Raw genomic sequence first — 14,475 nt, forward strand, 5'->3', positions numbered from 1 at the left:
CTTTGTGCTATCCTCTCCCGCGCCTGCCGTGGAGCAGGCGCATTACTAAAAGAGGAATCATGCTCAGACTGAACCCGATCGCCGCCGCGCTGCTCGGCGTGGCGGCCTTGCCTGCAATGGCCCAGGACCCGCTCAGCTACGCGCGTTACGACCAGGTCCGCACCACCGACCTGCACCTCGACCTGAAAGCCGATTTCGCGCGCAAGACGCTCGATGGTTATGCGGAACTGAGCCTGAACTGGCTTGATAAAAATGCCAAAAGCCTGGTGCTGGATACGCGCCAGCTGAGCATCGCGCGCGTGCAGACGCTGGATGCGAGCGGCCATTGGCGTGCTGCCTCATACATGCTGGATCGTCCCGATGCGAAGAAGGGCCAGGCCCTGCGCATTGCGCTGGCGACGCAGCCGGAAAAAGTCCGCATCTATTATCACACCGCGCCTACCGCGAGCGCACTGCAATGGCTGACGCCTGCGCAGACCTTGTCCGGCAAGCGCCCCTTCATGTTCAGCCAGTCGGAGCAGATCGATGCGCGTTCCTGGGCGCCGGTGCAGGATACGCCGGCCGTGCGCTTCACCTACAGCGCCCGCATCCAGGCGCCGCAAGGCATGCGCGTGGTGATGAGCGCTGAAGGCGACCAGCAGGCGACTGGCGCAGGCGGCTGGAATTTCCGCATGCCGCAGCCGATTCCATCCTATCTGCTGGCGATTGCCGTCGGCGAACTGGAACTGCGCAATCTGGGGCCGCGCACCGCCGTGTATGCGGAGCCAGGCCGCATTGAAGCTGCCGCCTACGAGCTGGCGGACACCGAGAAAATGGTGGCCGCTGCCGAATCCCTGTACGGCCCATATCGCTGGGGACGTTACGACATGCTGGTGCTGCCGCCATCCTTCCCGATCGGCGGCATGGAAAACCCGCGCATGACCTTCCTCACGCCGACCATGATTGCCGGCGACCGCAGCCTGAACGACCTGATCGCGCATGAACTGGCGCACTCCTGGTCCGGCAACCTGGTGACGAATGCATCGTGGAAGCACTGGTGGCTGAACGAAGGCTTCACCACCTACGTCACCACGCGCATCGTGGAAGCCTTGTACGGCAAGGAAGTGGCGGACATGAACCTGCAAGTGGAGCAGGAAGAAGCCATGGCCTCGCTGAAGGAAATCCCGGCCGCCAAGCAGTCGCTGTTGACGCGTGATCCGGACACCAACCCCGCCAACTACACCGACGAAGGCCTGGCTTATCCGAAAGGCGCCTGGCTGCTGCACACGCTGGAAGACCGCGTGGGCCGCGACGTGTTCGACCCATTCCTGCGCGGCTGGTTCGACCAGCACGCCTTCCAGTCCGCGACCACCGAGCAGTTCGTGACTTACCTGCGCAAGAACCTGCTGGAGAAGCATCCGGAAGCGATGAGCGATGCCGAGCTGGATGAGTGGCTGTATGGCGCCGGCATTCCGGCCAGCGCCCAGCACATTGCCTCGCCGCGTCTGGCCGCGCTGGACGCCAGGCGCGATGCGTGGCTGAAGGGGGAGCTGCCGACCATCGAACTGGGCGCCAAGGACTGGATCGCGCTGGAGTGGATGCACTTCCTGAACGACATCGACCAGAAAGCCAATGTCGCGCAGCTGAAGGAACTGGACGAAGCGTATAGCCTGCGCACATCGCAGAACAATGAGATCGCGTTCCGCTTCTACCTGGCGTCCGTGCATGCGGGCTACAACGTGCGTGATCCGCTGAATGTATTCCTGATGCATGTGGGCCGCCAGAAGTTCGTGGTGCCGCTGTATGGCGCGATGCTGAAGAACCCGTCCGAAGCCTCGTGGGGCAAATCGCTCTACCTGAAGGCACGTCCGCGCTACCACCCTGAGACCCAGGCGTCGGTGGACAAGCTGATGAAGAAAAACTGAAATACCCGGAGACCTTGATGTACCTGAAGAAGCCCCTTGCCGCGCTGGTTATGCTGGCCTGCTCGGCCATGTCCTTTCCTGCCTTCGCTGCGCCGGAAGCCATTGTTTCTGCAGCTGCCGCCGCGGCGCCTGCCTTTGATCTGGACCGCGACGTCAACACTGCCCTGAAAACCTTCAACGTGCCTGGCATGGCCATCGCCATCGTCAAGGACGGCAAGGTGATCGCGGCCAAGGGCTTCGGCGTGCGCAAGCTGGGTGATCCGGCGCCGGTGACGGACAAGACGCTGTTCGAGATCGCTTCCAACTCCAAGGCATTCACGGCAGCTTCGCTGGCCATGCTGGTGGATGAGGGCAAGCTGTCCTGGGACGATCCGGTGATCAAGCATCTGCCGGACTTCGCGATGTACGATTCGTATGTGACGCGCGAGATGACCATCCGCGATCTGCTGACCCACCGCAGCGGCCTGGGTCTGGGTGCCGGTGATCTGATGTGGTGGCCGACCACAACGTTCAGCACGGATGAAATCATTGAACGCCTGCGCTATGTGAAACCGGCCACCAGCTTCCGCAGCGCCTACGCTTACGACAACCTGCTGTATATCGTGGCGGGCAAGATCATCGCACAAAAGACCGGCAAGAGCTGGGGCGAGGCGGTGCGCGAGCGCATCCTGTCGCCACTGGGCATGACCACCACCACCACCAGCGTGGCGCAGATGTACCAGTCCGCCGATCACTCTTCGCCGCACAGCAAGATCAACGAGAAAATCAGCGTAGTGAAGAACATGCCGGTGGAGAATGCCATCGGTGCGATCGGCATCAACACCAATGCCGAAGACTTCGCCAAGTGGATGAATATGCTGCTCAACGAGGGCAAGTCGGCGGACGGCAAGCAGGTGCTGAGCGCTAAACAGCTGCGCGAAATCTTCAGTGAGCAGACGCCGATCAAGATCACCGATCCCAAGCCGGCGCTGGCGGCCACCAAACCTAGCTTCAATGCATATGCACTCGGCTTCAATGTACGCGATTACCACGGCCGCAAGATTGCCATGCACGGCGGCGCGCTACAGGGCTTCTACTCGCGTGTGATGCTGGTACCGGAGGAGCATCTGGGTGTGGCCATTTTCACCAATGCGGAGAACAGCGGCTCCATGACGGCGCTGGGCTGGCGCATCCTCGACAACTACATGGGCGCGGCGCCAACCGACTGGATCGGCATCATCGCAAGGCAGGAAGCGGAGCGCCATGCGGAGGAACTGGCCAAGATCGGCAAGGCCAACGCCACGCGCGCGGCCAAGTCTTCGCCGTCGCTGCCGCTGTCGGCCTACAACGGCGAGTACAGGGACCCGTGGTATGGCAGCGTGACGATCCGCCAGGAAGGCGGCAAGCAGCTGATGTCCTTCTCGCGCACGCCGGACCTGGTTGGCCAGCTTGAGCACTTCCAGCACGACACCTTCATCGTGCGCTGGAAAGAGCGCAACTTCAACGCCGACGCCTACGTCAGCTTCGCCCTGAACCCGGACGGCAGCATCGAGCGCATGAAAATGGCCCCGATCTCCGCCGAAACGGACTTCAGCTACGACTTCCAGGACCTGGCCTTCACGCCGGTCAAGAAAGCCGAACCATCGAAGAACTGATTCTTCTCATTCTGCAGACGATCTTCGAGATCGTCCTGCAGATTCTTATGAAGGGCGGCATGCTTCACCATGTCCGTCATTGGCCGCTGGTGCGCGCGCCGCGAACAGGCGCTGTTCCGCCTCGATCGCTTCAGTTATGGCTTCGTGTTCGCAGCGTGCCTGGTGGCCGTTCGCTTTGCACGGCAGTTGCACGATTAGCTTAATGACAGCACAGTTATCAAAGCGGATATCGATTGCGGCAAAGCGGCGAAATTTATTCGTAAAATTTGGACAAGTAGTGAAAATCTGTGACACTCTTTCATGTGCGAATGCAGCATAATACTGCTTTCGATAACACGAGTATCACTGAATGACCGAACTGTTTATCTCTATCGGCGCCACCTTGGGTGCATTGGCGATTGGTGTTTATGCTTTCGTTACTTTGATGAGCCATCTGCAATCGGCAAAGTAGGCATTTCCAGTTCGATGACGGTCCGCTTGTGGGCCGCGATTTCAGCAAGTCCGCGGCGATACGCGGGATAGCTGTTCAGCAGTTTGTCGAAGCTGCCGTCCGCCATGGCCATCTTCAGGCCCCGTTCGATGCGGTCCGCCAGCGCCGGATTGTCCCGGCTGACGAAGAAATAAAACGGTACGCGGTAATGCAGGAACAGGGTAGGCTCCACCATCAAACCTTCCTGCTCGTGCGCCTTCTCCTCCACCCACGCCTCGTTGGCCCCGCGCGGGAAATAATCGAAACGCCTTGCCTTCAGCATCGGAAACAGCGATGTGTAGCTGACGGCCGTCTCCACCGTCAATCCGTTATGCCGCAGTATATCCACTGAAGGCCAGTTGAAGCCCGCGCCGGCGCGCAGGCGGCGCAGATCGGCCAGCGTACGCACACTGCGGAAGCGCACCTCGTCCTCGCGCCGGATCAGGAAAGGGCGGTAATCGTTCAACTCGCGCAGCAGCGAAATCCGGACCGGCAGCAGGTCGTGCTCACGCTGGGCATTCGTTCCATCCCACATCACATTGATGACGCCATTGCGTTGCAGCTCCAGCAGCTTGCGTGGACTGGTGAGGTCGTAGGCGTAATAGCTGATGATGAAAGGCCCGTCATGCGGCTCCGTCTTTTCCATCACGAGCCGCAGCAGCAGCGGGAAGTAGGCCGTGTGCTCCTCCGACCCTGGCGCCATGGCAGGCAGCACCAGTTGCACCGGCGGCTGTGCCAGCGCGGCTGACGCGAGGAACGCCGCCAGCAGCAGGCAAACCTTATCGCGCAGGCGCAGCAGCATGAATAATTCCAAGCCGGTCAAGTTCCGTCTGCAATCCGGCGGCATAAGCATCGTGAAGCGGTGCGACGTTCACGAGAAATTTCTGGGCGCCCTCGACAGGCCACGAAGACAGCAGCGCTTCGCTTTTGCTCCACAGGCGCTGCAGATGCTGCAGCAGCAGGGGACTGGCTTTCACCTTGGCCCAGCTGGCCGGATAGTCTTCGCGCAGGGTGCGCAGATAAGCCAGCGTAAAGACCATGAAATCGACGGTCCCCGTCATATTCGCATCGACGGTGTTCCCGCCGCTGAACTGTTGGTAGATATCGCTGCCGATAAGGCTTCGTTCCAGTTCGGCGCCGGTAATGTGGGCATTCAACTCGTCCAGCAGCGTCGGCATATCGTTGCCGCGCTGCGGGCCAATACGCTTGAAGTAGTGCTGATAGCGCCCGATCGGACTGGCCTTCATGCTGGCCGGGACCCATTTTTCCGCCATCGCATAAGGCGGCGTATCGCCGAAGCGCAGCTCGGTGCGCCACACGGCGCCATCAAAGTAATAAGTCTTGTCGCCGCCATTGCAGCGGCTCAGCGCAAGATCGTAGACGTGGTTTGTTTCGTGGATGGCAGTCAGCAGGGAGGTCAGCGTGACGCCGCGCTCCGAGCGTATCCACCACAGCGCTTCCGAGCGCATGGCCTTGAACAGTACCGCGCCGGACGGAGTCTGCTCAAAATAATGTTCGACCGTTGCGGCATACGGCGCGTCGCCGGACGACTGCGGCTCGGGTTTGAACGAAAGCAGTGCGGCACATGGCCTTTCGTTAAACTGCGGCCGCGGCCCCGGCTCGGGAATACCTGCTGTCATTTCCGCCGCATGAGAGCAGGCGGCGGTGCACAACAGCAGGCTTGCAACCAGACGCACTTACTGAGGCTTCACAAACTTCAGCGTCATGCGGTCGCTTTCGCCGATGGCCGCATATTTGGCGCGGTCCTTGTCTTTATTGGTGTAGGTCGGAGGCAGTGCCCATACGCCGCCTTCGTGGTCCGCGTTGTCTTTCGGGTTGGCATTGACCTCGGACTTGCCGGCCAGTTTGAAGCCGGCGCGTTCGGCCATCTTGATCACATAGGCTTCATGCACATAGCCGCTGTCGGCCTTTGCATCCTGCGCCATCGCTGAAGGACGGCGGTGTTCTTCCACGCCGAATACGCCGCCCGGTTTCAGCACGTCGTACACAGAAGCGAACAGCTTTTGCATATTGTCGTCGCCAGTCTCGATCCAGTTGTGGATATTGCGGAAGGTGAGCACCATGTCCGCGCTGTCTTTAGGGCCGAATTTGTAGATGCCCTTGCCCGGTTCGAAGGCGCTCATTTGCACCTTGCCCAGCGCGTCCGGATGCTTGTTCAGGAACTCCTGGAATCGTGCTGCACCGCGGCGAACATTCTCGTTGGCCGAATCCGGCGTCGAACCGGCGGCAATCAGCTTGCCCTGGTCATGCAGATAAGGACCGAGGATCTCGGTGTACCAGCCGCCGCCCGGCGACAGCTCAACCACCGTCATATTCGGCTTGATGCCGAAGAAGTTCAGGGTTTCATACGGATGGCGGTACACATCGCGCTGCATATTGGCGGGTGTGCGCACCGGGCTGGCGACGGCCGCTTTTAGTGCATCGTCGGCCAGGGCTGCACCGGAATGGGCCACGAAGCCGCAGGCCAGCAGGCCGGCGAGAACGAATCGTTTCATGCGTTTGTCTCCTTGAGGGCGGGCGACGCCGCCGTGGGTCGCCTCGCTCAAATAATAATGATGCAAGATTGGTGGACTGTCCAGTGTCCGCGCGGACAGCATGCGGACAAGGCCGGACACTCAGCGGACACTGGCCGGACAGCATAAGCGAGGCGAGGCCCCGTGGTTGCAACCGTAAGACAGACCCACACAATGGCACAAAAATTGCGTAGGATGTGACTCCTGCAAGCCTGTCAGGAACCTAACAAAAACCCTGGAGAGACTATGGAACGACGTGCATTCCTCAACATGAGCGGTGGCGCGATTGCCGCCATGCTGATGCCTTACGGACGCGCCATCGCGGCCGACGAGCTGATTAAGCCCGTGGAAGTGAAGTTCAAGAAGATGCTGGCCGATACCGCCATGGGCGCGGCCACGCAAGCCGGCGCCACCTATTGCGACGTGCGCATCGGCCGCTACCTGAATCAATTCATCACCACCCGTGACCTGAACATCGAGAACGTGACCAACACGGAATCGGCAGGTGTGGGTGTGCGCGTCATCGCCAACGGCGCTTATGGCTTCGCCGCCACCAGCGACATGACTCCGGACGGCGTGGCAGGCGCCGCGCGTCAGGCCGTCGCCATCGCCAAGGCCAACTCCAAGCTGCAGACCGAAGCCGTGCAGCTGGCGCCAACGCCGGGCGTGGGCGAAGTGTCCTGGGCAACGCCGTTCAAGAAGGACTGGCGCACCGTGCCGATCAAGGAAAAGGCGGACCTGCTCATCGCCGGCAACAAGGCCGCGATGGAAGGCGGCGCGTCCTTCATCCAGTCGCTGCTGTTCCAGGTGAACCAGCAGAAGTACTTCGCATCGACCGACGGTTCCTACATCGACCAGGACCTGCACCGTCTGTGGATGCCGTTCTTCGCTACCGCCGTGGACAAGACCACCGGCAAATTCCGCAGCCGCTCCGGCCTGTCCACGCCGGTCGGCATGGGCTACGAGTACCTGGACGCGCGCAAGGAAGACAAGTTCAAGGCCGCCGGCGGCGTGACCACGCTGTACCGCGGTTCCTATGACCTGATCGAAGACGCCCGTGCAGCAGGCAAGCAAGCCAAGGAAAAGCTGACCGCCAAGTCGGTCGAACCGGGCAAGTACGATATGGTGCTGTCGCCGGAACACCTGTGGCTGACCATCCACGAATCCGTCGGCCACCCGACGGAACTGGACCGCGTGCTGGGCTACGAGGCCAACTACGCCGGTACCAGCTTCGCGACGCTGGACAAGTGGCAGACCAAGAAATTCAAGTACGGCTCCGACCTGGTCAACATCGTGGCCGACAAGACCACGCCGGGTTCGCTGGGCGCCGTCGGCTACGACGACGAAGGCGTCAAGTGCAAGCGCTGGGACATCATCAAGGACGGCATCCTGGTCAACTACCAGGCGACCCGCGACCAGGCTCACATCATCGGCGAGAAGGAATCGCATGGCTGCTCGTATGCGGATTCGTGGAGCAGCGTGCAGTTCCAGCGCATGCCGAACGTGTCGCTGCAGCCGGGCAAGAAGAAGCTCACGCCGGACGAGCTGGTGAAAGACGTGAAGAAGGGCATTTACATCGTCGGCGACGGTTCCTTCTCCATCGACCAGCAGCGCTACAACTTCCAGTTCGGCGGCCAACTGTTCTACGAAATCAAGGACGGCAAGATCGGCCAGATGCTGGAAGACGTGGCGTATCAGTCCAATACCCAGGAATTCTGGAATGCCTGCTCGGCCATGTGCGACGAGCGCGATTGGCGCATGGGCGGCTCCTTCTTTGACGGCAAGGGCCAGCCTTCGCAGATCAGTATCGTTTCGCACGGCGCGTCCACCACGCGCTTCAACGGCATCAACGTGATCAACACTGCCCGCAAGATCGGCTGAGCGCAAAGGACATAAACGATGAAGATTCTGAATCAGGAAGAGACCAAGCGCATTGCGGACAAGGTGATGTCCTTCTCCAAGGCGGACGAATGCACGGTGACCATCAACGGTTCCCGCACCGGCAATATCCGCTACGCGCGCAACGCCGTATCGACTGCCGGCCTGGTGGAAAACACCCAGCTGCAGGTGCAGGTCGCCTTCGGCAAGAAGCAGGGCACGGCCGTCATCAACGAATTCGACGACAAGTCGCTGGAAAAAGTGGTGCGCCGCGCTGAAGACCTGGCCCGCCTGGCGCCGGAAAATCCGGAGTTCATGCCGACTCCGGACAAACAGGTGTTCAAGGCTTCCGACACCTTCAGCAAGAACACCGACGCCATCGATCCCGAGTATCGCGCGCAGGTTGCGGCGTACAGCATCGAAGCCTGCCGCAAGAACAAGCTGGTAGCTGCGGGCTTCTTCACCGACCAGTCGGCGTTTGAAACTATCGCCAACTCGCGTGGCGTATTCGGTCACCAGGCCACGTCCGGCATCGACTTCACCTGCACCGTGCGTACCGAAGACGGCCGCGGTTCGGGCTGGGTGCGCCGCGATGCAACCGACGTGCATAACTTCGACCCGCGCGCTGCGGCTGAAGTGGCAATGGAAAAAGCCATGCGCTCGGTGGACGCCAAGGCGCTGGAACCAGGCCGCTACACCGTGATCCTGGAACCGGCCGCCACTTCCGACCTGCTGGCTTATATGTTCAACGGCTTCGATGCGCGCAGCGCGGACGAAGGCCGCAGCTTCCTGTCCAAGAAGGGCGGCGGCAATCGCCTGGGCGAAAAGCTGTTCGACGAGCAGGTCAATGTGTGGGCCGATCCGTGGGATAAGGACACCGCTGTCGTCCCTTGGGATAACAACACCATGCTGGCCCGCGAGCGCATGGACATCATCAAGAACGGCAAGATCGCCAACCTGAACTACTCGCCATACTGGGCGAAGAAGCAGGGCGCACGCGCGGTTGGCGCACCGGGCAATATCGTGATGGCAGGCGGCAGCAAGTCCACCGCGGAGCTGATCGCCAGCACCAAGAAGGGCGTGCTGGTCACCCGTACCTGGTACATCCGCATGGTCGATCCGCAGACCGTGCTGCTGACCGGCCTGACCCGCGACGGTACTTTCTATATCGAGAACGGCAAGATCAAACACCCGATCAAGAACTTCCGCTTCAACGAAAGCCCGGTTACGATGCTGAACAACATCGAAGAAGTGGGCCGTCCGGAAGTGCTGCAGGGCGACGAAAGCCAGTTCTCGCTGCTGATTCCGGCCATGAAGGTGCGCGACTTTAACTTCACCTCTCTGTCCGACGCAGTTTAATTAGAACCCCACGGCCAGGACCTGGTGGCAGGCACGGTGTGCCTGCCACCTGTTTTTAGGTCTGGTTTAGTATTTGGAGCAAGCGTGGAACGCAGAACATTCCTGAAACTCAGCGCCGCCGCAGGTAGCGCTCTCATCGTGCCCGTCTTCGGCAATGCCATCGCAGCCGAAGAGCTGCTCAACCCGATGGCGCGTCAATTCAAGAAGCAGCTGGCCGACGCCGCAATGAACTCCGCCACCAAAGCCGGCGCGACATACTGCGACGTGCGCATTGGCCGTTACCTGAATCAGTTCATCACTACCCGTGACCTGAACGTCGAGAACATCGTCAATACCGAAAGCTCCGGCGTCGGTGTGCGCGTGATCGCCAACGGCGCCTACGGCTTCGCCGCCACCAATGTGATGACCATGGATGCCGTTGCCGACGCAGCGCGCCAGGCCGTCGCCATCGCCAAGGCCAACGCCAAGCTGCAAACGGAACCGGTGCAACTGGCGCCGGTAAAAGGCGTCGGCGAAGTGGCATGGAGCACGCCATACAAGAAGGACTGGCGCACGGTGCCGGTGAAGGACAAGGCCGAGATGCTGATCGCCGCCAACAAGGCTGGTATGGATGCCGGCGCCTCCTTCATGCAGTCCATGCTGTTCCAGGTCAACCAGCAGAAGTATTTCGCGTCCACCGACGGCTCCTACATCGACCAGGACATTCACCGTCTGTGGTCCCCACTGACCGCGACCGCCGTGGACAAGTCCACCGGCAAATTCCGCACCCGTGATGGCCTGTCTTCGCCGGCCGGTATGGGCTATGAATTCTTCGATGCCAAACAGGAGCACAAAGTACGTGCCGCGGGCGGCGTCACTACCCTGTACAAAGGCGGCTACGATCTGATTGAAGACGCCAAGGCCGCAGGGCGCCAGGCCAAGGAAAAGCTGACCGCCAAATCGGTCGAACCGGGCAAGTACGATCTGGTGCTATCGCCCGAACACCTGTTCCTGACCATCCACGAATCCGTCGGCCACGCCACGGAACTGGACCGCGTGCTGGGCTACGAGGCGAACTACGCCGGCACCAGCTTCGCTACGCTGGACAAGTGGCAGTCGAAGAAATTCAAATACGGGTCGGACCTCGTCAACATCGTCGCCGAGAAAACCACGCCGGGTTCGCTGGGTGCAGTGGCCTACGACGATGAAGGGGTGCCGGCCAAGAAGTGGGACCTGATCCGCAACGGCATTCTGGTCAACTACCAGGCCACCCGCGATCAGGCGCACATCATCGGCGAAAAAGAATCGCATGGCTGCTCTTACGCGGATTCGTGGAGCAGCGTGCAGTTCCAGCGTATGCCGAACGTCTCGCTGGAAGCAGGCAAGAAACCAATGACGCCGGACGAACTGGTGAAAGATGTGAAGAAGGGCATCTACATCATGGGCCGCGGTTCCTATTCGATCGACCAGCAGCGCTACAACTTCCAGTTCGGCGGCCAGCTGTTCTACGAAATCAAGGACGGCAAAGTTGGCCAGATGCTGAATGACGTGGCCTACCAGTCCAACACCCAGGAATTCTGGAACTCCTGCGCAGCGATGTGCGATGAGCGCGACTGGCGCATGGGCGGCTCCTTCTTTGACGGCAAGGGCCAGCCTTCGCAGGTCAGCGCCGTATCGCACGGCTCCTCCACCACGCGCTTCAATGCCGTGAACGTGATTAACACTGCCCGCAAGATCGGCTGAGGAACACCATGAAATTGCTGAATCAGGAAGAAGCAAAACGCATCACCGACAAAGTGATGTCCCTGTCCAAGGCGGACGAATGCCGTGTGGTGCTGACCGGCAGCCGCAAGGGCAATGTGCGCTATGCACGCAACAGCGTCTCCACCGCGGGCCTGAACGAAGACACCACGCTGCAGGTGAGCGTCGCCTTCGGCAAGCGCCAGGGCGCCGCCACTGTCAACCAGTTCGACGAGAAATCGCTGGAAGCGGCCGTGCGCCGCGCCGAAGAAGTCGCGCGTCTGGCGCCGGAAAATCCGGAATTCGTGCCGGCCATCGGCAAGCAGGAATTCAAGCCGACCGCCACCTACACGCCGGCCGCCGAAGCCTTCAATCCCGAGTATCGCGCCGACGTGGCATTCGCCAGTATCGATGCAGCACGCAAGAAAGGCCTGGTAGCAGCTGGCTTCTTCAACGATAGCATCGGCTTCGATTGCATCGCCAACTCGAACGGCGTGTTCGGTTTCCAGCAGACCGCTGGCCTGAACTTTACCGTCACTACGCGTACCGAAGACGGCCGCGGTTCGGGCTGGGTCAGCCGCGCTGCCTACGATCCAAAGCAATTCGACGCACGCGAAGCATCCGAAATCGCGATTGAAAAAGCACTGCGTTCGGTGGACGCCAAGGCACTGGAACCAGGCCGCTACACGGTCGTGATGGAGCCTGCCGCCACCAACGATTTGCTGAACTTCATGTTCAATGCTTTCAGCGCGCGTAATGCCGACGAAGGCCGCAGCTTCCTGTCCAAGAAGGGCGGCGCCAACCGCCTGGGAGACAAGCTGTTCGATGAACAAGTGAATATCTGGACCGACCCGTGGGACCCTCGCGCGCCGGTGCTGCCATGGGACCAGAACTCCATGATGGCCCGTACCCGCCGTGATCTGATCAAGAATGGCGTGGTCGCATCGCTCGACTACGATCGCTACTGGGCGCAGAAGCAGAACAAGCAGGCCGTGGCCAGTGCCGGCAATATCATCATGGCGGGCGGCGACAAGTCCACCGAGGAGCTGATTGCCAGCACCAAGAAGGGCATCCTGGTCACGCGCACCTGGTACATCCGCATGGTTGATCCGCAGGCGGTGGCGCTGACCGGCCTGACCCGTGACGGCACGTTCTACATCGAGAACGGCAAGATCAAGCATCCGATCAAGAACTTCCGCTTCAACGACAGCCCGGTATCGATGCTGAACAATATCGATGAACTGGGCAAGCCGGTGCTGATGGGCGACACCGATTCGCGCAAGCTGATGCTGCCGGCGATGAAGGTGCGTGACTTCAACTTCACCTCCTTGTCGGACGCGGTTTAAACGGCGCTGCAATGCCGAGCTACGATTTCTATTTCACGCGCCTGATGTATGAATCGGGCGACTGGGATGTGGACATCCGCATGCCGAGCAATGTGCTCAACTCCCTGGTCGAATACACGACCCTGAAAGTTGATCCCGTTGAGCGTATCGTGCCGCTGTCCGACCCCAGGATGCTGGAAGCGCCGTTCTGCTATATGGCTGGCCACAAGCTGGTGCAGTTCACGCCGGCCGAACGCCGCAACTTCGAGCGCTACGTGAAGGGCGGCGGCTTCGTCTTCGTCGACGACTGCAATCACGATGTGGACGGCCTGTTCGCGAAATCGTTTGAGGCGGAACTGGCCCGTATCTTCGGCCCGAAAGCCCTGAAGAAGATTCCGAATACGCATCCGCTGTACTCGGCCTTCTTCAAGTTTGACGGCCCGCCGAATACCTCCGTTGAACTGAATGGCTGGGGCGACGATCTGGTGCACGACTACCTGAAGGCCATCGAGATCAATGGCCGGATCAGGGTTTTATACAGTAACAAGGATTATGGCTGTGAGTGGGACTACGATTTCCGCAACAAGCGCTGGCTCGCCATCGACAATACGCGCTTCGCAGTCAACATCATTCAATACGCGTTGGGAGCATGACCGTGGCTGAAAGTGGCTGGAGCGAAAACGAGATCGGCGTATTGCACGCCAAGGTAAAGGACCTCAAGGCCAGCATGGGCCGAGTCATTATCGGCCAGGAGGCTGTGGTCGATTCCCTCATCATCTGCCTGCTGGCCGGTGGACACGCGCTGGTGGAAGGCGTGCCGGGCCTGGGTAAGACACTGCTGGTGAAGTCTCTGGCGCAGGCGACCGATATGCAGTTCCGCCGCGTGCAGTTCACGCCGGACCTGATGCCGTCCGATATCGTCGGCACCGAGATTTTGGAAGAGGAACACGCTACCGGCAAGCGCGAGTTCCGCTTCCAGCAAGGCCCGGTGTTCACGCAAGTCCTGCTGGCGGACGAGATCAACCGCGCGCCGCCCAAGACGCAGTCTGCGCTGCTGGAAGCAATGCAGGAGCGCGCGGTGACCTTCGCCGGCCAGACGCACAAACTGCCGAAGCCGTTCTTCGTACTGGCCACGCAGAATCCGATCGAGCAGGCGGGCACCTATCCGCTGCCGGAAGCGCAGTTGGACCGCTTCCTGCTGCACATCGATGTCGGCTATCCAACCGAAGACGAAGAGATCGCGATGGTATCCGCCACCACCCACGCTGGCCTGGCTGATGCCGTACCGGCGATGGACGTGGCGACGCTGCTGCGCCTTCAGGCTTTGGTGCGCGATATCGAAATTGGCGAGCATCTGCTGCGCTGGGCGACTCGCCTGGTGCGCGCGACGCGTCCGCGCGAGAGCACGGTGGACGCAGTGCGCAAGCATGTCGGCTGGGGCGCAGGTCCACGCGCAGGCCAGGCGCTGGTGCTGGCATCCAAGGCGCGCGCGCTGATGCAGGGCCGCCTGGCTGTCACGCGCGAGGACATCGCTCACATGCTGCTGCCGGTGCTGGCCCATCGCGTCCTGCGCAACTTCGAAGCCGAAGCTGACGGCATCGCGATTGCCGACATTCTCGCCTCGCTGCGCGACGCCATTCGTCCGGAGTAATC

Annotated in this window: 12 protein-coding genes; 9 read left to right on the forward strand and 3 right to left on the reverse strand. The window is 60.8% G+C overall.

Annotated elements, in window-relative coordinates:
- Positions 1 to 59 precede the first annotated feature (59 nt).
- From AB4Z19_RS17095 to AB4Z19_RS17105, 3 genes are all read left to right on the forward strand, one after another.
- Positions 60 to 1,904: a M1 family metallopeptidase gene (locus AB4Z19_RS17095; RefSeq protein WP_442035674.1), complete on the forward strand. Its 1,845-nt coding sequence runs from the start codon at positions 60 to 62 to the stop codon at positions 1,902 to 1,904.
- Positions 1,905 to 1,921: 17 nt separating this feature from the next.
- On the forward strand, positions 1,922 to 3,538 hold the full coding sequence (locus AB4Z19_RS17100) for a serine hydrolase (RefSeq protein ID WP_442026151.1): 1,617 nt from the start codon (positions 1,922 to 1,924) through the stop codon (positions 3,536 to 3,538).
- A gap of 69 nt (positions 3,539 to 3,607) precedes the next feature.
- Complete coding sequence (locus tag AB4Z19_RS17105) at positions 3,608 to 3,736, forward strand: hypothetical protein (protein ID WP_442026150.1); 129 nt, start codon at positions 3,608 to 3,610, stop codon at positions 3,734 to 3,736.
- A gap of 218 nt (positions 3,737 to 3,954) precedes the next feature.
- On the opposite strand, the gene AB4Z19_RS17110 is transcribed toward AB4Z19_RS17105, so the two are convergent.
- From AB4Z19_RS17110 to AB4Z19_RS17120, 3 genes are read right to left on the reverse strand one after another with little or no spacing between them, the layout of a single operon-like run.
- Complete coding sequence (locus AB4Z19_RS17110; protein WP_442026149.1) at positions 3,955 to 4,809, reverse strand: substrate-binding periplasmic protein; 855 nt, start codon at positions 4,807 to 4,809, stop codon at positions 3,955 to 3,957.
- Positions 4,787 to 5,647, reverse strand: coding sequence for a hypothetical protein (locus AB4Z19_RS17115; protein WP_442035675.1), 861 nt, complete (start codon positions 5,645 to 5,647; stop codon positions 4,787 to 4,789). Before AB4Z19_RS17115 ends, AB4Z19_RS17110 begins: the two co-directional genes overlap by 23 nt.
- Before the next feature lie 57 nt (positions 5,648 to 5,704).
- Entirely contained in the window at positions 5,705 to 6,523 is an 819-nt protein-coding gene (locus AB4Z19_RS17120) for a class I SAM-dependent methyltransferase (protein WP_442026147.1), read from the reverse strand.
- Positions 6,524 to 6,787: 264 nt separating this feature from the next.
- Between AB4Z19_RS17120 and AB4Z19_RS17125 the strand changes: the two genes are divergently transcribed.
- The 6 genes from AB4Z19_RS17125 (at position 6,788) to AB4Z19_RS17150 (ending at position 14,473) form a co-directional block, all read left to right on the forward strand.
- Positions 6,788 to 8,422 (forward strand): TldD/PmbA family protein, encoded by a 1,635-nt coding sequence (locus AB4Z19_RS17125; protein WP_442026146.1) that lies wholly within the window; start codon positions 6,788 to 6,790, stop codon positions 8,420 to 8,422.
- Positions 8,423 to 8,440: 18 nt separating this feature from the next.
- On the forward strand, positions 8,441 to 9,778 hold the full coding sequence (locus AB4Z19_RS17130; protein ID WP_442035676.1) for a TldD/PmbA family protein: 1,338 nt from the start codon (positions 8,441 to 8,443) through the stop codon (positions 9,776 to 9,778).
- A gap of 84 nt (positions 9,779 to 9,862) precedes the next feature.
- On the forward strand, positions 9,863 to 11,500 hold the full coding sequence (locus tag AB4Z19_RS17135) for a TldD/PmbA family protein (RefSeq protein WP_442035677.1): 1,638 nt from the start codon (positions 9,863 to 9,865) through the stop codon (positions 11,498 to 11,500).
- 8 nt (positions 11,501 to 11,508) lie between these two features.
- The gene (locus AB4Z19_RS17140) at positions 11,509 to 12,843 is read left to right on the forward strand and encodes a TldD/PmbA family protein (protein ID WP_442029009.1); all 1,335 of its coding nucleotides are present in this window, start codon (positions 11,509 to 11,511) and stop codon (positions 12,841 to 12,843) included.
- Between the two features lie 11 nt (positions 12,844 to 12,854).
- Entirely contained in the window at positions 12,855 to 13,475 is a 621-nt protein-coding gene (locus AB4Z19_RS17145; RefSeq protein WP_442035678.1) for a DUF4159 domain-containing protein, read from the forward strand.
- On the forward strand, positions 13,472 to 14,473 hold the full coding sequence (locus tag AB4Z19_RS17150; RefSeq protein ID WP_442035679.1) for an AAA family ATPase: 1,002 nt from the start codon (positions 13,472 to 13,474) through the stop codon (positions 14,471 to 14,473). Before AB4Z19_RS17145 ends, AB4Z19_RS17150 begins: the two co-directional genes overlap by 4 nt.
- Positions 14,474 to 14,475 lie beyond the last annotated feature (2 nt).

It is taken from the genome of Pseudoduganella sp. RAF19 (assembly GCF_052114165.1).
GTDB lineage: Bacteria > Pseudomonadota > Gammaproteobacteria > Burkholderiales > Burkholderiaceae_D > Rugamonas.

Bases quoted from the DNA above. Each gene is read 5' to 3' on its own strand.
- AB4Z19_RS17095 (WP_442035674.1), top strand. From the start codon at position 60: ATGCTCAGACTGAACCCGATCGCCGCCGCGCTGCTCGGCGTGGCGGCC.
- AB4Z19_RS17100 (WP_442026151.1), top strand. From the start codon at position 1,922: ATGTACCTGAAGAAGCCCCTTGCCGCGCTGGTTATGCTGGCCTGCTCG.
- AB4Z19_RS17105 (WP_442026150.1), top strand. From the start codon at position 3,608: ATGTCCGTCATTGGCCGCTGGTGCGCGCGCCGCGAACAGGCGCTGTTC.
- AB4Z19_RS17110 (WP_442026149.1), bottom strand. From the start codon at position 4,809: ATGCTGCTGCGCCTGCGCGATAAGGTTTGCCTGCTGCTGGCGGCGTTC.
- AB4Z19_RS17115 (WP_442035675.1), bottom strand. From the start codon at position 5,647: ATGACAGCAGGTATTCCCGAGCCGGGGCCGCGGCCGCAGTTTAACGAA.
- AB4Z19_RS17120 (WP_442026147.1), bottom strand. From the start codon at position 6,523: ATGAAACGATTCGTTCTCGCCGGCCTGCTGGCCTGCGGCTTCGTGGCC.
- AB4Z19_RS17125 (WP_442026146.1), top strand. From the start codon at position 6,788: ATGGAACGACGTGCATTCCTCAACATGAGCGGTGGCGCGATTGCCGCC.
- AB4Z19_RS17130 (WP_442035676.1), top strand. From the start codon at position 8,441: ATGAAGATTCTGAATCAGGAAGAGACCAAGCGCATTGCGGACAAGGTG.
- AB4Z19_RS17140 (WP_442029009.1), top strand. From the start codon at position 11,509: ATGAAATTGCTGAATCAGGAAGAAGCAAAACGCATCACCGACAAAGTG.
- AB4Z19_RS17145 (WP_442035678.1), top strand. From the start codon at position 12,855: ATGCCGAGCTACGATTTCTATTTCACGCGCCTGATGTATGAATCGGGC.
- AB4Z19_RS17150 (WP_442035679.1), top strand. From the start codon at position 13,472: ATGACCGTGGCTGAAAGTGGCTGGAGCGAAAACGAGATCGGCGTATTG.